The sequence below is a fragment of the Xanthomonas axonopodis pv. maculifoliigardeniae genome (assembly GCF_041519315.1).
GTDB lineage: Bacteria > Pseudomonadota > Gammaproteobacteria > Xanthomonadales > Xanthomonadaceae > Xanthomonas > Xanthomonas euvesicatoria.
This window is the reverse complement of sequence record NZ_CP167998.1, coordinates 720,814-739,814: the sequence shown is the minus strand read 5'-3', so window position 1 is coordinate 739,814 and position 19,001 is coordinate 720,814. Positions and strand designations below refer to the sequence as shown.

General features: G+C 63.3%; 17 protein-coding genes. 4 read left to right on the top strand and 13 right to left on the bottom strand.

The genetic code is table 11. The features are described from left to right. Positions 1-382 precede the first annotated feature (382 nt). From ACDH77_RS03195 to ubiE, 7 genes are all read right to left on the bottom strand, one after another. Positions 383-2,578 carry an XVIPCD domain-containing protein gene (locus ACDH77_RS03195; RefSeq protein ID WP_031420962.1) on the bottom strand — a complete coding sequence of 732 codons (2,196 nt, stop codon included), beginning with the start codon at positions 2,576-2,578 and terminating at the stop codon, positions 383-385. A 30-nt stretch (positions 2,579-2,608) separates the two neighbouring features. Next, positions 2,609-3,508: a hypothetical protein gene (locus ACDH77_RS03190; protein WP_031420960.1), complete on the bottom strand. Its 900-nt coding sequence runs from the start codon at positions 3,506-3,508 to the stop codon at positions 2,609-2,611. A 496-nt stretch (positions 3,509-4,004) separates the two neighbouring features. Continuing rightward, entirely contained in the window at positions 4,005-4,628 is a 624-nt protein-coding gene (locus tag ACDH77_RS03185) for an HAD family hydrolase (RefSeq protein WP_031420958.1), read from the bottom strand. A 346-nt stretch (positions 4,629-4,974) separates the two neighbouring features. Further along, a complete protein-coding gene (locus tag ACDH77_RS03180; RefSeq protein WP_031420956.1) occupies positions 4,975-5,694 on the bottom strand; it encodes a hypothetical protein in 720 nt (239 codons plus the stop codon). A 192-nt stretch (positions 5,695-5,886) separates the two neighbouring features. After that, positions 5,887-7,833 (bottom strand): M1 family metallopeptidase, encoded by a 1,947-nt coding sequence (locus ACDH77_RS03175; protein ID WP_277573314.1) that lies wholly within the window; start codon positions 7,831-7,833, stop codon positions 5,887-5,889. Between the two features lie 120 nt (positions 7,834-7,953). Beyond that, positions 7,954-8,844 carry a diguanylate cyclase domain-containing protein gene (locus ACDH77_RS03170; RefSeq protein WP_372353731.1) on the bottom strand — a complete coding sequence of 297 codons (891 nt, stop codon included), beginning with the start codon at positions 8,842-8,844 and terminating at the stop codon, positions 7,954-7,956. Positions 8,845-9,034: 190 nt separating this feature from the next. Next, positions 9,035-9,796 carry a bifunctional demethylmenaquinone methyltransferase/2-methoxy-6-polyprenyl-1,4-benzoquinol methylase UbiE gene (ubiE, locus tag ACDH77_RS03165; protein WP_008577300.1) on the bottom strand — a complete coding sequence of 254 codons (762 nt, stop codon included), beginning with the start codon at positions 9,794-9,796 and terminating at the stop codon, positions 9,035-9,037. An 87-nt stretch (positions 9,797-9,883) separates the two neighbouring features. Between ubiE and ACDH77_RS03160 the strand changes: the two genes are divergently transcribed. The 4 genes from ACDH77_RS03160 to ACDH77_RS03145 all read left to right on the top strand — a co-directional run bounded on the left by ACDH77_RS03160 (position 9,884) and on the right by ACDH77_RS03145 (position 13,681). Further along, on the top strand, positions 9,884-11,536 hold the full coding sequence (locus tag ACDH77_RS03160) for an MFS transporter (RefSeq protein ID WP_031420951.1): 1,653 nt from the start codon (positions 9,884-9,886) through the stop codon (positions 11,534-11,536). Continuing rightward, positions 11,533-12,615 carry an HlyD family secretion protein gene (locus ACDH77_RS03155; RefSeq protein ID WP_372353730.1) on the top strand — a complete coding sequence of 361 codons (1,083 nt, stop codon included), beginning with the start codon at positions 11,533-11,535 and terminating at the stop codon, positions 12,613-12,615. The genes ACDH77_RS03160 and ACDH77_RS03155 overlap by 4 nt, the downstream gene beginning before the upstream one ends. Before the next feature lie 113 nt (positions 12,616-12,728). Further along, positions 12,729-13,229, top strand: a complete 501-nt coding sequence (locus ACDH77_RS03150) for a GNAT family N-acetyltransferase (RefSeq protein WP_008577306.1) — start codon at positions 12,729-12,731, stop codon at positions 13,227-13,229. Next, positions 13,226-13,681 (top strand): nucleoside deaminase, encoded by a 456-nt coding sequence (locus ACDH77_RS03145; RefSeq protein ID WP_011346314.1) that lies wholly within the window; start codon positions 13,226-13,228, stop codon positions 13,679-13,681. The genes ACDH77_RS03150 and ACDH77_RS03145 overlap by 4 nt, the downstream gene beginning before the upstream one ends. Positions 13,682-13,883: 202 nt before the next feature. Here the strand turns inward: ACDH77_RS03145 and hslU are convergent, their stop codons facing one another. From hslU to lptM, 6 genes are all read right to left on the bottom strand, one after another. Beyond that, entirely contained in the window at positions 13,884-15,251 is a 1,368-nt protein-coding gene (hslU, locus tag ACDH77_RS03140) for an ATP-dependent protease ATPase subunit HslU (RefSeq protein WP_029818597.1), read from the bottom strand. 100 nt (positions 15,252-15,351) lie between these two features. After that, on the bottom strand, positions 15,352-15,903 hold the full coding sequence (gene hslV / locus ACDH77_RS03135) for an ATP-dependent protease subunit HslV (protein ID WP_005997221.1): 552 nt from the start codon (positions 15,901-15,903) through the stop codon (positions 15,352-15,354). Between the two features lie 196 nt (positions 15,904-16,099). Then, the gene (xerC, locus tag ACDH77_RS03130; RefSeq protein ID WP_014089311.1) at positions 16,100-17,017 is read right to left on the bottom strand and encodes a tyrosine recombinase XerC; all 918 of its coding nucleotides are present in this window, start codon (positions 17,015-17,017) and stop codon (positions 16,100-16,102) included. 180 nt (positions 17,018-17,197) lie between these two features. Further along, the gene (locus ACDH77_RS03125) at positions 17,198-17,869 is read right to left on the bottom strand and encodes a DUF484 family protein (protein ID WP_008571700.1); all 672 of its coding nucleotides are present in this window, start codon (positions 17,867-17,869) and stop codon (positions 17,198-17,200) included. Further along, complete coding sequence (gene dapF / locus ACDH77_RS03120; protein ID WP_014089309.1) at positions 17,866-18,720, bottom strand: diaminopimelate epimerase; 855 nt, start codon at positions 18,718-18,720, stop codon at positions 17,866-17,868. Before dapF ends, ACDH77_RS03125 begins: the two co-directional genes overlap by 4 nt. Further along, positions 18,710-18,964, bottom strand: coding sequence for an LPS translocon maturation chaperone LptM (lptM, locus tag ACDH77_RS03115; protein ID WP_008571698.1), 255 nt, complete (start codon positions 18,962-18,964; stop codon positions 18,710-18,712). The genes dapF and lptM overlap by 11 nt, the downstream gene beginning before the upstream one ends. Positions 18,965-19,001: the final 37 nt, after the last annotated feature.

The following is a 19,001-nucleotide window of genomic DNA, read 5'->3' as shown; positions in this document are numbered from 1 at the left end:
GGACGTAGGAAACGTCGGGAGAGACCTGAGCAAACGTCATGCCAGCGCACTGGTGCGCCGCACCACGTCGAGTCGGCAAGGGTTGGAGGCAATGACGGCGAGCTGGGCACTTGGCGCTGTCACGGTTTTGGCACAGTTTGCGCCGAACGTGCTGTGACACAGGTGGTGCAGATGATGGGAAATGCCCTGCCGAAGAATTGAACTTGCAATCTCTTCCATATCCCTGGGCCAACAGGGAAACCCACTCAAGCTAACCTGATGAGCTGCGTCCTTCAGCTGCCACACTGCTGTAACTGTCGTAGAGCCAGCCTATGTCAAGCCGTTATGGCGTCTTAGCTACGGCGCACCGGTATGACTTCATGCGTTCCCTTCTTTCAGCCATTCAAGACATGCGCATCTGTGGCGCGCCTTGTGACTGCGCCTGTGTTTGGTCCAATGTTTGTTGCTGAGCCAACTGCTGGGCAAGCCGCTGGTTAACTTGTTCAAGCTGGCTGAAAGACTGCTCGACCGGTGTCTGTGCTGCTTGAGCCGTTGGCATGTAAGCTCGAAGCATCGCCGGATCATTCAGGGATCCCTGCACAACAAAGACATTTTGAGCTGCTGGCAGGCTGTCCGTCTGCTTGCTCAGTAGGACATGATCAACTCTGGTCAATCCGTTGTCTTTCGCAAGCGCGAGCAAGCTCGCCGTCATCCTTTCGCTGACTGCATCGAAGGTGCGGCCGTTTTGCACGTCCAGCTCCGCGACCTTGCCTTTGATCTGCTGATGGAGCGCGAAATCTTGATGGTCTGCATCAACTGGTGTCTTCTTCTGCCCTTGCGTTTCTTGGCGAAGGCTTCGTTCAAGCTGGCGATCCTGCTGCCGTTCGAGCGGCGTTTTCCACTTCTCGATTTCGGGCTCACCCTTGATCAAGCCGGTGGCCGGATCGCGCTCAATGTTGACACGTGCCCAGTTGGATTCGATCTTGACCCTACCAGTCGTGCGATCCATGGTTTCATCAAGGATCTTTTCGGCAGTAGATTGAGCTTGTTCCTCCCACACGTTCTTTGGGGCCCAGGATCCCCGCTCGCCTTCCGCTTTCCTCAACCGATCAGTGATGAATTCTTCCGGGTTACCAAATTGCCTCCGGGCTGTGCCCTGGACAGATGCTTTGACCTCAAAACTCTCCCATTTGCCTTCCTGATTTTTGCCGACGACATCGATGCCGTGGCCTTGCTTGTTCTGGATCGCAACGAGATCGGTGTAGCCCTTCTTGGCAAGATCATGGGAGACGAAAGCCTCACCAATGTCGCCGATCTCAGGATCGGCCAGCTCAGAGAGATTTCGCTTGCCGATGTAGGCATCGACGGCCTTCTCCATGGAGACCTGGCCTTCAAATATCGAGACGTCTTTCCGAGCCAAGTGCCCAAGCTCTTTCGGCGAGAGTGCACCGCTTTGGAGTAGCCCATCCAAATTACCCGACTTACGGAAACCCTCAACAAGATCACCAAGCTCACCTTGGCTGCGCTTGACCCCAGCCAAGCCTTGAAACATGAGATCTGCGCCCTCAGCAGCAGCGCCGCCTTTGGCTTGGAGCCTCTGCGCGTCGTGCGCAAGCTCGACAAGTTCGCTCGCCAACTCTTTGCCGGCATGCGTTTGAACGCGACCAGCGATCTTCCCAGCTGCAGGTGCCAGGTCTTCGGCTACATCAGCTGCCTTGGCAACCTTGGCCAGGTTCGTAAGCTTTGTTGCAGGAACAAAGGTTGCGATGATTTCAATCGCGGCTGCACCCTTGATCCCACCTAGGTATTCCTGCTCTTTGCCTTCCTTCGTCGCTTTCTCGTATCCGGCTTCCCATTCGTTCCAGGCACCGACCGCGGCACTCTTGATGTCGCGGGGAATTTTCGCGGGATCCTCAACTGCGGAGTTCGCGTAGACCGCTGCCGCGCCCATGACCAGATTGCGGAAGTCGCGATCATTGCTGAACTGATGGGCGAATTTAGCCAGGTCAATGGTGTCGCCAATCATCCCAAGGCCACGAGATGTTGCGCCTTTCATGGCACCGTAGCTGCTCTGCGCTTCACCGGTGCCGTAGCCGCCTAATCCAGCGGCGGCGCGTTCAAGGTAGCTATTTTGCGGATTGTCTCGGGCGTCATTGGCCCACCTCCTAGCTTCTGCCAGGTTGTCGCTGATCTGCTTGTCCGTCCAGTCGAGCGCTTCACCCGTTCTGAGCTTCGCCGTCTCGTAACCAGCAACAACAGGCTCTTCGATGTAGCGCTCGTAAGTCCGTTCGGCCAAAGACTCGTTGACATTTGCAGCATCCAAAGCCGCATCTAGCCGCTTGCAATCAGCAGGCGGAAGCCTGGAGCTAATGGCATCAATCAATGATCCAAGTTGCTCACGCCCACGTTCACTGGCGTAAGCCGGCGAACTCACAATGTCATTGACAACACCCTTCGCATCCAACCCGTCCATGGACTGATGCGAGTAGATCAGTCGGTAGGCTTGATAAGCGGTGAGATCTACTTGGCTGTTTGCATCAGTGGCTTGGGCGAGGGCAGCAATGTCTGCGCTGCGCGTCTGGCGGATTGAGTCATTCATGTCAAAGTCCTTCTCTTCATGATGCATGGGTTAGCGGAACTGCGGGTAGTCCTTGATCAGACGTTCTTCAACGGCCTTGGCAAGCGGATGGACATCCACACTCTTGATCTCGCGCAGCACTTTCCAAGGCGTATCGATCAATGCGTGATCAGCCTCGAACTCTGGAAGGTGGTGCTTGCGTCGTAGTGCTTGGATGGCCAGCAGCTCTGCCGGGAAAACACGATCGATCGTGGCATCGAACTCATAGCGGGTCCGATCAGTGTTCTCTTTGCTACGTGAGATGTGGAAGTCAGCAGCCATTTGCATCAGGGCCTGGAACTTCACTTCATCTACCGTGTTCCAGGCATCGAGCACCGCTTGGTACTCAGGAATGAGTGGTTTGAGAGGTTTAAAGCATGTTGGAATATTAAAGTGTGTTGAGAAGAGTTCCACCGCAAAGACATCCGAAGTAGCGTTCTTGACCTTGCGCATCTCAGGCATCGTATTGATGCGCTGATCCTTCTCTGCCATTTCAATATAAAGCTGAGCGCAAGTCGAAGCCTGGCCCCACCACGAAAGCATCGAAGGCCCCATAGCCTTCATGCTGTCTGAGAACTCCCTGGGCCAGTTCCCAAGATCCTGACGCATGTCGGAATACATCGCATCCCAGCGAAAAACAAGAGCACGCAGCTGAACTGCGTGCTGGATCAGGCGGGAGAGATCTTCTGTGTCAGAGCGAAAAAAACCATCGCAGCTTGCTACATCGAAATAGAGCGCCAGGCGGTCTAACTGCAGGCCTGCCTTTGGGTCCAGCTCACCTGGCATGTCCAAGAATTTTTGGATCGCAGCCTCTGCTTGCTCAGCCTTGCGCTTTGCTTGGGCCTGTTCCAGCCACTCTCGGCATTCCTGAGCCAGCTTTTCGAGCGATGGATGGGTGTGCAATTTTTTCATCTTCTTCCGGTCCTTGCCTGGTGCCTTTAACTCCGATCCGCTGACCTCAACTTGTCAGGGAAAGCCATTGGCGAAAAGCATCGCACTGATACGCTGCCGCACCAACTCCTGGAACGGACCAGCGTTGTCATGGATCGCATCGCTTTGGTCGGCAAAAGCGGGCCAGAATCATCCTGGTCCGGGTTTCAACAACCATCGCTGGAAGCGCCTCTTTCAGCTCATCCAGAAACTCATCGATCCTGTCGAGCTCTATGTCACCGGCCAGACCCTCATCAAGTCAACGTGTTAAGAATTGCGGTCAGTACGTTTACTAACAGCGAGCCTATGCTTTCCTCGCTATAGAAGCTCAGCCACGCTTCGATTTGCTCTGCGCATCGGTTAGGGACGAGAAGCAATGCTCGTTCAAACACTTCTGCCGAAGCCGGCTTATTCAAGCTTTCCACCAGCGCGTTGTACGCTGGCGTCCCGCGCTTTGCTCAGGCACAAAGCACCGACTTTAGCCTTTCCAGCGTGCAAGCAACTGCGTGCAATTGTGCAGGCGCCAGTCGGCGAAACCGGGCCAGGGATCGCCGGGTGTATTGACCAGCACAGTGCACGCACCGACGGCGCGGCCGCAGGCCAGGTCATTGTGATGATCGCCGACCATGACCAGCGCGCTGCCCTGCACCGACCAGCGCTGCGCGAAATAGTGCAGCCCGTCGGGCGCAGGTTTTGGGGCCGCCTCGTCGCGGCCGACGATGTCGTCCCAGGCGAACGCATCGTCCAGACCGATCGCCTGCAACGTGATCTTTGCCAGCTCGCGTGCGTTGCGGGTGAGCATGCCAAGCCGGCAACCGGCAGCATGCAGCGCGCGCACCAGCGCCACTGCGCCCGGCGCGGCGCGTGCGCCTTGGGCAAGCGCACGCTCGTGTTCGAGCAACCAGGCATGCTTGGTCGCCGCTTCGTCGGCCGGCAGCGCGGCCAGGTGGTGCAGGATGTCCGCCTCTGGCGGGATGTCCAGCGCGCGGCGGATCAAGGCGAAATCGTGCGCAGCCTCGGTCAGGGTGCCGTCCATGTCGAAGACCCAATGGCGGTAGTCGGACAACGTGGGAGCGCGCGCGGTGAGTGTCATGCTGTCCATCCGTGCAAAGACAAGAAAGTGATCGATTCGATGCGGCATGCGGCGGTGCGGCCAACTTGCAGGGCGCCATCAGCGACTTCGCCCAACGCGGTCGACATGGCGTCTGCACGCACCGCCAAGCCGGTGCGTGTGGCGCCCGCTCGGCATGTACTTGCGCGGACACTCCAACGCGCGCGCGCCTGCCACCGAACGAATGCGCGCCAGCTTTGCCGACCGCCCCGAGCGCGCAGTGCCGACGCGCTGCAGCGCCATCACACCGGGGTACCGCACAGTCGATCAAGCCCGCTAGTGCTGCACCAGCCCGCACACACATTCGATGTACGCCGGCATGTCATCGCGAGCCGGCCTACTTCCACCCGGGCATCTGCGTGGTGTCCAGGCCGCCGACCTCGAACTCTGCGGTGCGCGTACCGCCGGCCTTGACCGGGAACGTGATGCTGATGCGCTTGGCGTTGCGTACGAGCTTCCACAACGCCTTGTCATCGTCGATGAACATGGCAATGGCTTCGTCGGTGTCCGGGCGGTGCGCCGCCATGGCACGCGGCGCGCCGCCATCGGCCGCCACCTGCACCTTGCAGCCACCGTAGCAATTGAAATCGCCGGCCTTGAGCACGAGGTAGCTGTGGCGCTTCCACTGCGGATGATCGCGAAACACCAGGCTGACCGGCTTGGGCCCGCTGCCATCCACATCCACACGTTGCTTGGCCTCGATCATCGCCGAGCGCTGCGTACCGCCCTTGGCCGGCACCTGCGAGTACTGCCACAGCGCCTGCATGCGGCGCAGCTCGCGCGCCTGCTCGCCCTTGGCCTTGATATCGGCATAGCCCGGTTCGATACGCGTGGCAGCCGCGGTGCCGGCATAACCTTCGATCAAGGCCGCACCATGCGCACGCGCCATGTCCCAGTTCTGCGCTTTCACCGCTTCGTCGTATTGCTTGGCGAGCGCATCGGCCTGGGCTTCCCTGGCCTGCGCCTGCGCGGTGGCCTGCGCCTGACGTTGCGCCTCGCGGTCGGTGCAGGCACTCAAGGCGGCAACGCACAAGGCCGCGCTCAGCAGATACTTCATCGTCGACTCCGGAGAGAATTCAATGTCAACGATACCAGCCTGCCTGCCGTACCCGCGATCAAACCGCCGGCGACCGTAGGAGCGCACCTGGGCGCGATGGAGCATTCCCGGTAAAGCCACCTCGCGCCCGGGTGCGCTCCTACGGCAGCGATGGAGGTGGCCGGAGGGCGTCTGCAACGCCCTCCGCTGCCCTTACGGCTGCGCCGGCGGTGCCGCCTTGGCCTTGGCGATCATCTCGGCCACCGATGCGGTGGTGATCGGGTGATAGCTGGGCTTGGCCTTTTCGAAGGCCTGTTCGGCGAACGCGATGCCGTCGGGCGTCTTCAACAATTCGGCGTAAATCGGCAGCACCAGCTTGCGGCGGCCGACGCGTTCGATGAACTCGCCCGCGGCAGCGCGCGCATCGGTGTAGCCACTGCGAATGGCCAGCGGATACCAGCGCATGGCGATCTCGCCATTCGGCGTGCCGGTGAAGTGGTACGCCTCATCCAGCTGCTTGAGCTGCTCGGGCTTGAGCGTGGCGCCCATGCCGCTGAGGAAGTGCACCCATTCCTGCGTGCCCCACTCGCTGGTGACCTGCTTGTTCGGCAAGGTGCCGCTGCCGCTCCAGGCGATGCGTGCGGTATCCACGATCGAAAAGCTGCGCGAGCGCGCCTTGGCGGCGAAGGCCGGAATGCCCGGCTGCTTCAGCCACGCATCCACTTCGGCTGCGCTGACCGTGTTGGGATGCTTGTCCAGCAGGTTCTTCTTCAGGTAATCGACGAACTGGTCGGTGGTGGCGCTCTGGAAGGCATGATCGTCGAACCAGCCGCGCAGGAACGGGTCGAATACTTCGCGACCGAAACGCTGCTCCAGGAACTGCAGGAACCACGCGCCCTTGACGTAGGCAACCTGGCTCAAGGCCTCGTCAGGGTCGCGCTGGGCCAGCGGCGGCAACTCCAATACCTGGTCGGCCGGCGGCATGTCTTTGACTTCGGCCAGCAAATCGCCCTGGTCGATTTCGCGCTCCATCTCGGCCATCTCGTTGCCGTACAGCGCCTCGGTGATGCGGCCCTGCACGTAGGTGGTGAACCCTTCGTTGAGCCAGATGTCCTTCCAGCTGGCATTGGTCACCAGGTTGCCCGACCAGCTATGCGCCAGTTCGTGCGCGACCAGCGAGACCAGCGACTTGTCGCCGACGATTACGGTAGGCGTGGCGAAGGTCAGGCGCGGATTTTCCATGCCGCCGAACGGAAACGACGGCGGTAGCACCAGCATGTCGTAACGGCCCCAGCGATACGGGCCATACAGTTTTTCGGCGGCACCGATCATCTTTTCGGTGTCTTCGAATTCCTTGGCGGCCTTGTCGGCCATGGCCGGCTCGGCCCACACGCCCGAGCGCGCGGAAATCGGCTTGAACACCACGTCGCCGGCGGCGATCGCCAGCAGGTAGGACGGAATCGGCTCGGGCATCTTGAAGTTGTAATCGCCGTCGCGTGCCGCCTTGGGGTCGTTGTCGGCGCTCATCAGCACCATCACGTCCGGGCGCGAGGTGACATGCGCGCTATAGGTGAAGCGCACGCTCGGGGTGTCCTGCAGCGGCACCCAGCTGCGCGCGTGAATCGCCTGCGATTGGCTGAACATGAAAGGCAGTTGCTTGCCTTCGGTCATCGACGGCTCCAGCCACTGCAGGCCCGAGGCGGTGGGTGCGGTGTGATAGGTGATCACCACCTTGCCCGGCTGATGCGGCGCTTCGATGGTGAGTTTGCTACCGAAGGTCTTGTCGGCCGGTGCCAGGGCGAACTGCAGCGGCGACAGGCCGCCCTTGCCATCGTCCGCCTGTACCTGCGCAATGCTCAACTCGCGCGTATCCAGCACCAGTTGTTTGGCGGCCTTGTCCTTCCACTCCAGCGTGTAGGTGGCAGTGCCGCCGATCTGCTTGGCATCGAAATCCAGCTTCAGGTCCAGCGCCAGGTCCTTGATGACCACCAGCTGCGGCTGGGCGTAGGAACTTTCGTCGTGGTTGCGGGCGTCTGCTTTCACGGGGGCCTTGGCAGTGGCGGCCGGCGCGGTGGGGGAGGCCGACGGCGTGGAGTCATTGGAACAGCCGGCCAGCGCGATGGACACGGCCAGGGACAGCGACAGGAACGGGAAGCGCATCGACGGCACCGCAGCAAGGAGAATGAGGCATTTTAACGCCCTGCGCCGCAGCCTGCCCGTGCCATCGGTAGCCATCCGCGCGATGGCCTGCCGCGTGCTGTCGCAATCGGCTTTCCCAGGTCAGGCCACCGGATGGCCGCGCGGGGCGTCGTGCCCGTCGCGCACCAGACGCCGGCCGCCGGAGAACTTGGCGCGGTACATCGCCGCATCGGCGCGGCGATACAGTTCGGTGGCATCCAGCCCTTGTTCGCACACCGCACTGCCGGCGCTCACATGCAGCGGCGCCTCGTCGGCATCTTCGCGCTCGAGCATCGAGAGCCATTGGTTGAGCTTGAGCGTGGCGTCGTCTTCGCTGGCATGGATGCCGATCAGGAATTCGTCGCCGCCCCAACGCCCGACCCAGTCCTGCGCGCCCAACCAGCCGTACGCCGAGTTCACCAGACGCACCAGCACGCGGTCGCCAGCCAGATGGCCGAAGCGGTCGTTGATCTGCTTGAGGTTGTCCATGTCCAGCACGAACAGCACGAACGGCCAGCCTTCGCGCTGGGAGGCGATCACCGAATCGCGCATCGCCTGTTCGCAGCCGCGCCGGTTCAGCGCTTCTGTCAACGGGTCGAACAAGGCGTGTTTCTTGAGATCGCGCATGCCGGCATCGATGCCGCGCAGGCTGCGGTTGATGCCGCGCAACAGGCGGCCCAATTCATCGTCACCCTGTTCGGGAAGCATAGGCAGGCGTTGATCGGCGTAATACGAATCCAGCGCATCGGCAGCGATGCGCAGCGGCGCCAGCAGCCGGTACAGCGCGACCAAGGTTAGCGCCGTGCCGGCCAGGGTGGCCAGCAATGCCACGATCACCACCGACCACAGCGGGCGCCCGTCCAGTTCGCTCTGCGCTGCCAACCAGGCGATCAACAACAGCAACGGCAGATGGATGCCCAGGAAGGTCACCGCCAGCAGTTTGGCGCTGAAGGAGCGGGGAAACACGCGCGAGAGCCCGGCGTACAAGCGCATCCAACACTCCGGCAAAAGAGCGTTTAGTGTCGCCGAGAGCGTGTCGAGCCAACGCGACGGAAGTCTCAGAACTTCGCTGGTGTATCCATGTGCGACACCGCTTCCACGCAACGCGCGATCCCGTGCACGCGGTGGGCGAGCGCCAGCGCACGCTACGCGCGCCGACGCCAACCGGGCTGAAACGACCTGCTTAGATCTTGTAGCCGGAGTGGATGGCCACGATGCCGCCGGTCAGGTTCTTGAAGTGGCAACGCGCAAACCCGGCCTCGCCCATCATGCCCTTGAGCGATTCCTGCGGCGGATGCTTGCGGATGCTTTCGGCCAGGTATTGGTAGCTATCGGCATCGCGTGCGAACAGCTGGCCCAGCTTGGGCAGGATCTTGAACGAGTGGAAGTCGTAGATCGGCTTGAACCACTCGGCGGTGACTTCGGAAAATTCCAGCACGCGCGCCTGGCCGCCGACCTTCAGTACGCGGTACATCTCGCGCAAGGCGGCGTCCTTGTCGGTGACGTTGCGCAGGCCGAAGGAAATGGTCACCAGGTCGAAACTCTGGTCCGGGAACGGCAGCGCTTCGGCATTGCATTGCACGTAGTCGAAACCGGACACCAGCCCGCGGTTGGTCAGCCGGTCGCGGCCCACCGACAGCATGCCGGCATTGATGTCGCCCAGCACCACCGCACCTTCATTGCCCACGCGCTCCTTGAGCAGCACGGCGATGTCGCCGGTACCGCCGGCCAGGTCCAGCACGCGGTCGCCTGGCTTCACCTGCGCGGTCGCCACGAAGTAGCGTTTCCATGCGCGGTGCACGCCCAGGCTCATCAGATCGTTCATCAGGTCGTAGTTACGCGCGACCGAGGTGAACACTTCGCCGACCAGCTTCTGCTTGTCCTTGGCAGCGACATCGCGAAAGCCGAAATGGGTGGTACCGGAGGTATAGGGGGATTCGCTCATGGCTGGATTATCGCACTGCTGACGCCGCCATGACCGCAACCGGACCACAATCGCGTTTTCACCTGCGACCGGCCCTGCGAGCACTCAGTGCGCGACAAGTACGTCCAGCGCGACTGGCAGCCCCACGAGCGGCCCACCCTGCCCGGGTCGGCCTCCACCCCCCTGCACCCTATCCGGCGGCGTATTCAGTACGGCCTGGTGGGCGCGGTGGTGGCGCTCACCGGAGGGCTGAGCAACGCCCTGGTCACTGCCAACCTCACCTACCTGCAAGGCACGCTGGGCGCCTATGCCACCGAAATGGCGTGGCTGCCGGCCGCCTATGTGATGACCAACATGTCGGCGAACCTGCTGCTGGTGAAGTTTCGCCAGCAGTTCGGGTTGCGCCGGTTCACCGAAATCTTCCTGGCGCTGTACGCGCTCATCGCCTTCGCGCACCTGTTCGTGCACAGCCTGAGCTCGGCGATCACCGTGCGTGCCGCGCATGGATTGGTCGGCGCCGCGCTCAGCTCGCTGGGTCTGTATTACGTGATCCAGGCCTTTCCCTCGAAATATCGGCTCAAGGCCGTGGTGCTGGGCCTGGGCATGACCCAGCTGGCGTTGCCGCTGGCGCGGGTGTTTTCCACCGACCTGCTGGAATTTGGCGAGTGGCAAGGCCTGTACCTGTTCGAGTGCGGGCTGGCGGTGTTCGCGCTGGCCTGCGTGCTGGCGCTCAAGTTACCGCCAAGCGACCGGTATCGCGTGTTCGAGCCGCTGGATTTCCTCACCTTCAGCCTGTTCGCCGCCGGCGCCGCCGGCCTGGCCGCGGTGCTCTCGCTCGGGCGCCTGCTGTGGTGGACCAGCACGCCGTGGCTGGGCGTGGTGCTGGCCGCGTCCATCGTGCTGCTGTGCACGGCGGCCTGGATCGAACACAACCGCCGTAATCCGATGATCAACACGCGCTGGCTGGCCAGTGCGGACATGTTGCGGCTGGGGCTGGCGATCCTGTTGATCCGCCTGGTGCTGTCGGAACAAAGCACCGGCGCCATCGGCTTCTTCCAGACGCTGGGCCTGGCCAACACGCAACTGCAGACCCTGTTTGCGCTGATGCTGCTGGGCGCGGTGGTCGGCGTGGCGGCCAGCGCGTGGCTGATCAACCCGGCGCGGGTTGCCGAACATCTGATCATCGCGGTGGCGGCCATCTGTGTGGGCTGCTTCATGGATGCCGATGCCACCAGCCTCACCCGCCCCGAACAGATGTATGTGAGCCAGTTCCTGCTCGCCTTCGGCAGCACGTTCTTCATCGGCCCGGCGATGGTGGCCGGCATCGGCCGGGTGATCGCGCAGCCGGGCAACCTGATCAGTTTCATCGTGCTGTTCGGCATGGCGCAGAACATGGGCGGCCTGCTCGGCAGCGCCCTGCTCGGCACCGTGCAGGTGGTGCGCGAGAAATACCATTCCAGCCAATTGGTGGAACATCTGGCGCTGACCGACCCGCAGGTGGCCGCGCGCGTACAGGCCTATGCAAGCCTGTATGGCCGCAGCATCGGCGACCCGGCACTGCGTCAGGCCCAAGGCGTGCGCACGCTGGGCACGGTCGCCACGCGCGAGGCCAATGTGCTGGCGTACAACGACGTGTTCCTGTTGATCGGCTGCATCGCCATCGCCACCGGCGTGTGGATCCTGTCCGTGCTGCTGTGGCGCCGCTATCTGCGCCCCTCGGTATCGCCCCCTCCTCCTCCTGCTCCCACTGCGCGCCCATGAAGACACCAGCAGATTCCTCCCCGCCTGCCGACCGGCAACGTCGTCGTCGTCTGGCCGGGGTCATCGGCTTCGGCGGGCTTGCCCTGATCGGCGTGGCGCTGGTGCTGTATGCCTGGCGCCTGCCGCCGTTCGTCAGTGCGATCGAACGCACCGAAAATGCGATGGTGCACGGTCAGATCACGGTGATTGCGCCGCAGGTGAGCGGCTATGTCACGCAGGTACCGGTGCAGGACTTTGCGCACGTCAAGCGCGGCCAGTTGCTGGCACGCATCGACGATCGCATCTATGCCCAGCAACTCGAACAGGCCAAGGCGCAAGTGCAGACCGCCCAGGCCAACCTTGCCAACTGGGATCAACAACGCCACAGCGCCGAAGCCACGATCGCCGAGCAGCGCGCGGCGCTGAGCAGCAACCAGGCACAACGCGAGCGCACCCGTTCGGCCTATGCACGGACGCAGCAGCTGGCCAGCCAGCAACTGGTCTCCGAGCAGGACCGCGACACCGCATTTGCCGCGCGCGCGCAAGCCGATGCCGGCGTGGCGCAGGCACGTGCCGCAGTGCAGGCCGCCGAAGAAAACGCCCGCAGCGTGACCGTCAACCGCGCCGCGTTGGAAGCCGCGCTCGCCAATGCGCAGGCCGCCGTGCAGCTGGCACAGATCAACCTGGACAACACGCGCATCCTGGCCCCGCGCGACGGCCAGCTCGGCCAGCTTGGCGTGCGCCAGGGCGCCTACGTCACCAACGGCACGCAGCTGATGTCGCTGGTGCCGGACACGCTGTGGATCGTGGCCAATTTCAAGGAAACCCAGATGGCCAGGATCCGCATCGGCCAGCGCGCCAGCTTCACCGTGGATGCGCTGGACAACGCGCGCCTGCATGGCCGCGTACAGGACATTTCGCCGGCTGCCGGCTCCGAATTCAGCGTGCTGCCGGCCGATAACGCCACCGGCAACTTCGTCAAGATTGCCCAACGCATTCCGCTGCGCATCAGCGTCGATCCGGACCAGCCGTTGGCGCCGCGGCTGCGGCCGGGCATGTCGGTGGTGGTGGCCGTCGATACCGACAGCGCAGTCGACTAGGCACAAACCGGTATCCGCGCGTGGGCACCAGTGTCGGCGCAGGTCAGGCAGCCAGTACCCCACACCGGCATGACGTCGCAGCTCAACGGCGGCACTGCCGCTATCATGCAGTGATGCCCACCATGCCCCTTCCTGCCCTGCACTGGCAGCACCTGCGGTTTGCGCAACTGAACACCACGCAGCTGTATGCGCTGCTGCGGCTGCGCACGGATGTGTTCGTGGTGGAGCAGCAATGCGCCTATCCGGAACTGGATGGCAAAGATACCGATCCGGCGGTGCTGCATCTGCTGGGCACCGCCAATGACGCCGCGTTGGCGGCTTACCTGCGCGTGCTGCCGCCGGGCTTGAGTTATTCCGAACCGAGCATCGGCCGTGTGGTCGTCGCCGCTGCATTTCGTGGCACTGGACTTGCGCATGCGCTGTTAGGCGAAGGCATCCGGTTGGTGCACACGCAGTGGCCGGGTCACGCGATCCAGCTCGGTGCGCAGGCGCACCTGCAATCGTTCTACGCGGCGCACGGGTTTGCACCTGCTTCCGCACCGTACCTGGAAGATGGTATTCCCCATCTCGACATGCTGCGCCCTGCCGGCGCGGCCCCTTTGGAGTTCGCATGATCACCACCCCCGACTACCGCGCGTTGCTGGACACCGCCATCACCGAAGCACGCCAGGGCCTGGCCGAAGGCGGCATCCCGATCGGCGCGGCGCTATACCACAACGACGGGCGCCTGCTCGGCTGCGGCCATAACCGCCGCGTGCAGGAAAACGACCCCTCGGTACACGGCGAGACCGACGCATTTCGCAAGGCCGGCCGCCAGCGCCGCTACAAGGACACCATCATGGTCACCACGTTGGCGCCGTGCTGGTACTGCAGCGGGCTGGTACGCCAGTTCAACATCGGCACGGTGGTGGTCGGGGAATCGGTCACGTTCCAGGGCGGCATCGCGTGGTTGCGCGAGCACGGCGTCAACGTGATCGATCTGCATAGCCAGGAATGCATCGACCTGCTTGGCGGCTATATTTCCGCCAACCCGGATGTGTGGAACGAAGATATTGGCGAGGATTGACGTCAGCGCCACTGCAGGTGCGTAGCCGTGCGCGGTGACAGATGACAGGCAATGCCACTGCGCAGTGGCGCTGCTGTTTGGCTTGCATCGCAGTGCCGATCTGCGCCAAGACCTGGCTTGTCAGCAGTGCCTTCTGCAAACAAAAAGACCCGCCAATGGCGGGTCTTTTCTAAAACCGTTCGCACGTCGCCGTGCAGCACCATCAGAGGATGTAGCGACTCAGGTCCGGATCCTGTACCAGCTCACCCAGCTGCGCATCCACATAGGCGGCGTCCACGGTCACGCTCTGCCCATCGCGATCGGGCGCTTCATAGCTCAACACATCCAGCAGACGCTCCAACACCGTGTGCAGGCGACGGGCGCCGATATTCTCCTGGCGCTCGTTGACCTGCGCGGCAATCTCGGCAAGCCGATCCACCGCGTCAGACGCAAACGTCAATGCCACGCCTTCGGTCTGCAGCAAGGCCTCGTACTGCTTGATCAAGGCGGCCTTGGGCTCGGTGAGGATGCGCACGAAATCGGCCTTGGTCAGCGCGGTCAGTTCCACGCGGATCGGGAAGCGGCCCTGCAGCTCCGGAATCAGATCGCTGGGCTTGGCCAGATGAAACGCGCCGGATGCAATGAACAGGATGTGGTCGGTCTTGACCGTGCCGTACTTGGTGGACACGTTGGAGCCTTCCACCAGCGGCAACAGATCGCGCTGCACGCCTTCGCGGCTGACATCGCCGCCGCTGGAGCCGGCTTCGCCGCGCTTGGCCACCTTGTCGATCTCATCGATGAACACGATGCCATGCTGCTCGCACGCCTCGATGGCCGCAGTGCGCACGTCGTCTTCGTTGACCAGCTTGCCGGCTTCTTCCTCGATCAACAGCGGGCGCGCCGCCTTGATGGTGAGCTTGCGCTTCTGCGACTTGCCGCTGCCCAGATTGGAGAACATCTGCCGCAATTGCTGGCCCATTTCCTCCATGCCCGGCGGGGTCATGATGTCCATGCTGGCGTTCACCGCCACGTCCAGTTCGATCTCGCGCTCGTCCAGCTCGCCGTTGCGCAGCATGCGACGGAACTTGATGCGGGTTTCGTTGTCCTGCGACGAGGGCTCGTTGCGCGCCGCTTCCGGATCAAACCCAATCCCGGCCGCGCGACGTGGCAGCAATGCGTCCAGGATGCGGTCTTCGGCACGCTCTTCGGCCTGGTTGCGCACGCGCACCTTGGCCTGCTCGCGATACAGCTTGACGGACGTATCGGCCAGGTCGCGGATGATCTGCTCCACATCCTTGCCCACATACCCCACTTCGGTAAAGCGCGTGGCTTCGACCTTGACGAAGGGCGCATTGGCCAACGTCGCCAGGCGCCGCGCAATCTCGGTCTTGCCCACGCCAGTGGGGCCGATCATCAGGATGTTCTTGGGCATCACTTCGTTGCGCAGTTCTTCCGGCAACTGCATGCGGCGCCAGCGGTTACGCAGCGCGATGGCAACCGCGCGCTTGGCATCGTGCTGGCCAACGATATGACGGTCGAGCTCCTGCACGATTTCGCGCGGAGTCATGGTGGCGGTATCGGGATTTGGCATTAGGGATTTGAGATTCGTAAAAGCGGAATGGGAACGATCGATGGATATCCGGGCGGAGGGAAAGGAGCGCTTTTGCGAATCCCCAATCCCGAATCCCGAATCACAGCTCTTCGACCACCACGTTGCGATTGGTATAGATGCAGATATCGCCGGCAATATTGATCGCTTCGGTGGCGATGGTCTTGGCATCCAGCTCGGTGTGCGCCAGCAGCGCGCGTGCGGCCGACAAGGCGTACGAGCCGCCAGAACCGATGGCGATGATGCCGTCTTCCGGTTCGATCACATCGCCGGTGCCGCTGATGATCAGCGAAGTTTCCTTGTCGGCCACGGCCAGCAGCGCTTCGAGCTTGCCCAGCCGGCGCTCGGTGCGCCAATCCTTGGCCAGTTCCACTGCAGCGCGCGTCAGCTGGCCGTGCTTGTCGAGCTTGGCTTCGAACAATTCGAACAAGGTGAACGCATCGGCTGCCGCACCGGCGAAACCGGCCAGCACCTGGCCCTCGCGCCCCAGCCGACGCACCTTGCGTGCATTGCCCTTCATGACCGTATGGCCAAGGGTGACCTGGCCATCGCCGGCGACGGCGACATGCCCACCACGTCGAACCGAAATGATGGTGGTGGCGTGAACGATATTGGGGTTCTGGCTAGGGTCCATGGATCCTCCGAGGGTTTCCAAGGAGGTGGGGACGCCCATGCCGGGTTCAAGCACGCCGCGACCAGTCGCCGCAGGCAGGGATGGTGGCGCTCACTTGCGAGACAGCAACACGGTTGCACGCGACATGCAGACCGACCTGCGGCAATGAACCGCACGAATCGATGACGCCGGCTGCCGGCTGCTTACAGCTTGGCGCTCACTCTGCAGCTTTCTTGCGCCTGGCACGCGGATGCGCGGCATCGTAGACCTTGGCCAAGTGCTGGAAATCCAGATGCGTGTAGATCTGGGTGGTGGCGATGTCCGAATGGCCCAGCAACTCCTGCACGCCGCGCAGATCGCCGGACGATTCCAGGATATGGCTGGCGAAGCTGTGGCGCAGCATATGCGGGTGCACGTCCTTGAACATGCCCTGGCGCACGGCCAGCTGCTTGATGCGGATCTGCACTGCACGTTGCGAAAGCGCACCGCCGGCACGGCCAGGGAAGACGTGGCTGTCGGCGCTTGCACCACTGTCGCGTCGCCACTCGCGCAAGGCGGCGATCGCGTGCGAGCCCACCGGCACCAGGCGCTGCTTGCTGCCTTTGCCGAGCACCATCACCAGGCCGCTGTCCAGGTCCAGGTCGCGCCAGCGCAACGCGCACAACTCGCTCAGGCGCAGCCCGGACGAGTAGAACACTTCCAGCAGCGCGCGGTCGCGCAGGCCCAATGGCGCATCGGTCGGCACTTCCACCAGACGCACGGCTTCGTCGGCGTCCAGCACCTGCGGCAACTTGCGCGGCGCCTTGGGCGCACGCAGCGCCGCCGCCGGGCTGGCCGAAATGCGGCCATGCTTGAGCAACCAGGCGTAATAACTGCGGCATGCCGACAGGCGGCGCTGCAGGCTCTTTGCCGACAGCCCGCGTCGATGCTCTGCCGCAACGAATTGCCGCAAGTGCGCGCTGTCGAGCTGTGCAGTCTCGCCAGGCACCGCAGCGTCCTGCACGCCAGCTTCGGTCGCCTGCTCGGCTGCCCAGACGACCAGGGCTGCAAGGTCGCGCCGATACGCGTCCAGCGTGTGCGCCGATACTTGCCGCTCGACCTGCAGGTACGTCAGGAACTCGTCGACCGATGACACCTCAGCGCTCCCGATTGCGCGGGGTGACTGCCGTCATCTGCAACACGCGCGCGACGCGCGCGCCCTGCAGGTGCAGACAACGCAGAGACTCGACTGCCAACACCTCACTCTCCCTGCTGCAGAAGCAGCGCCACCACCAGCGCCCCATGTCGCCAACGCCTGTGTGCGCAGCCATGGGCCTCACACGTCGAAGCGCTGCAACGCCACGCTCAACGATTCGCCCATCATGCGCAGGAAGAGCGTGCCCATGCCGGGATAGAACCGGTTGGCATCGCTGCTCCCCACCGCGATCAGGCCGATGCCCGGCAGCGGCAGCAACGCGGTGGAGTGCACCTGCCCCGCTTGTGCGCCGTAAAGCAGCGTGTGTTTTTCAGCTTGCAGGCGGCCGCAGATGGGCTCGCCATCGTTGAGGCAATCGCGGAACGGCGCCAGCCGTGCATCGTCGATCGCGATGGTCTGCAGCCAGTCCGCATCCAGCGCATCGACGGGCTTTAGCAACACCAGCCGCACCAGTTCGCCGTTGAAATCTTCCGCCAGCGAGGCGGCCATCGCCTTGAGCGTGTCGGCCGCGCTGGTCTGGCGCATCAACGCAAGCGTGAGTTGATGCGTGCGCACTGACAGCCGCTCGTTTTCCTGCGCGTTGCTGCCGAGCTCGTGCAGGCGGCGCGAGAGTTCGCGGTTCTTGTCGCGTAGCACTTCCAACTGGTAGGTGGCCAACGAAGCGGTGGGGCCGTCGTCGCGCGGCACCAGCAAGCTCACCGCCAGATCCGGGAACTGCTTGAGGAAGGTCGGGTGACGTCGCAACCAGGTGGCCACTTCGTGCGCGCCGAATTTGTCCGTGTTCTCGCTCATCGGTTCCATTCTCCATCGAAGACGAACACCGCCGGGCCGGACATGACCACCTGCTCCTGGTCGCCGGGCCAACGAATGCGTAACTCGCCACCGGGCAAAGACACCTGCACATCGCGCTCGACACGGCCGCGTTGCATCAACACCACCGCGGCCGCACAGGCGCCACTCCCACAGGCCAGCGTTTCGCCCACCCCGCGCTCGAACACGCGCAAGCGCACATGCGCGGGGTCGACCACCTGCACGAAACCCACATTGACCGAATCGGGAAACGCCGCGTTCTGCTGCAGCAGCGCGCCTACGCGTTCCACCGGTGCTGCATCGACGCGACCGACTTCGACCACCGCGTGCGGGTTGCCCATCGACACCGCGCCAAAGCGCACGGTCTCGCCGTGCACCGGCAGCGCATATTCGTCGCGCGCATGTGCAAACCCGGCCAGCGGAATCTGGGCGGGCTCGAACTGCGGGACACCCATCGCCACCGCGTAGCGGTCGCCGTCGAGGCGCTCGACCGCGTGCGCGGACATTGGGCTGTCGATGATGAAGCGCTCGCCCTGGGCCGTGCCGTCGCGCACCAGCCACGCGGCGACACAGCGTGCGCCGTTGCCGCATTGGCGGGCGGCCGAGCCATCGGAATTCCAGATGCCGTAGGCCGCCACGGCACCTTGGCTGCGCGGTGCCTCGATGGTCAGGATCTGATCGCAGCCCACCCCGAAGTGGCGGTCGGCCAGCTGCGCCGCCAGTGCGGCATCCGGTGGCGGCGTACCGTCGCGCAGGTCCAGCACCACGAAGTCGTTGCCGGCGCCATGCATTTTGGTGAAACGCAGACGCCCGCTGCGACCGTCAGCGCTCATTGCCGCTGCTAGCGGGCTGGTCGGTGGTGGATGCGGGCTTGGTATCGCCATCCACCGGCGCAGGCGCAGGCGTGGACTCGTCCAGCGGTTGCGACGCATCCGCCGGCTGCGGCACCGGCTGGGCTTCCACCGGCACCGGCTTCTGCGGCATCACCAGCGGGCCCTTGTTGCCGCAAGCGGCAAGCAGGAGAAAGGTCGCACCAACCAGTGCGAGACGAACAGACGGTCGGGACATGATGCTCATGGGCCGAAGTATAGCCAGAACGCCGTTATGGCCGTGC

Excerpts from the sequence above, each read along its gene's own strand:
- ACDH77_RS03150 (WP_008577306.1), top strand. The coding sequence starts at position 12,729 with ATGCCCACCATGCCCCTTCCTGCCCTGCACTGGCAGCACCTGCGGTTT.
- hslV (WP_005997221.1), bottom strand. The coding sequence starts at position 15,903 with ATGGACCCTAGCCAGAACCCCAATATCGTTCACGCCACCACCATCATT.
- hslU (WP_029818597.1), bottom strand. The coding sequence starts at position 15,251 with ATGCCAAATCCCGATACCGCCACCATGACTCCGCGCGAAATCGTGCAG.
- ACDH77_RS03155 (WP_372353730.1), top strand. The coding sequence starts at position 11,533 with ATGAAGACACCAGCAGATTCCTCCCCGCCTGCCGACCGGCAACGTCGT.
- ACDH77_RS03185 (WP_031420958.1), bottom strand. The coding sequence starts at position 4,628 with ATGGACAGCATGACACTCACCGCGCGCGCTCCCACGTTGTCCGACTAC.
- ACDH77_RS03190 (WP_031420960.1), bottom strand. The coding sequence starts at position 3,508 with ATGAAAAAATTGCACACCCATCCATCGCTCGAAAAGCTGGCTCAGGAA.
- ACDH77_RS03180 (WP_031420956.1), bottom strand. The coding sequence starts at position 5,694 with ATGAAGTATCTGCTGAGCGCGGCCTTGTGCGTTGCCGCCTTGAGTGCC.
- ACDH77_RS03175 (WP_277573314.1), bottom strand. The coding sequence starts at position 7,833 with ATGCGCTTCCCGTTCCTGTCGCTGTCCCTGGCCGTGTCCATCGCGCTG.
- dapF (WP_014089309.1), bottom strand. The coding sequence starts at position 18,720 with ATGAGCGCTGACGGTCGCAGCGGGCGTCTGCGTTTCACCAAAATGCAT.
- lptM (WP_008571698.1), bottom strand. The coding sequence starts at position 18,964 with ATGAGCATCATGTCCCGACCGTCTGTTCGTCTCGCACTGGTTGGTGCG.
- ACDH77_RS03170 (WP_372353731.1), bottom strand. The coding sequence starts at position 8,844 with ATGCGCTTGTACGCCGGGCTCTCGCGCGTGTTTCCCCGCTCCTTCAGC.
- ACDH77_RS03125 (WP_008571700.1), bottom strand. The coding sequence starts at position 17,869 with ATGAGCGAGAACACGGACAAATTCGGCGCGCACGAAGTGGCCACCTGG.
- ACDH77_RS03145 (WP_011346314.1), top strand. The coding sequence starts at position 13,226 with ATGATCACCACCCCCGACTACCGCGCGTTGCTGGACACCGCCATCACC.
- ubiE (WP_008577300.1), bottom strand. The coding sequence starts at position 9,796 with ATGAGCGAATCCCCCTATACCTCCGGTACCACCCATTTCGGCTTTCGC.
- ACDH77_RS03195 (WP_031420962.1), bottom strand. The coding sequence starts at position 2,578 with ATGAATGACTCAATCCGCCAGACGCGCAGCGCAGACATTGCTGCCCTC.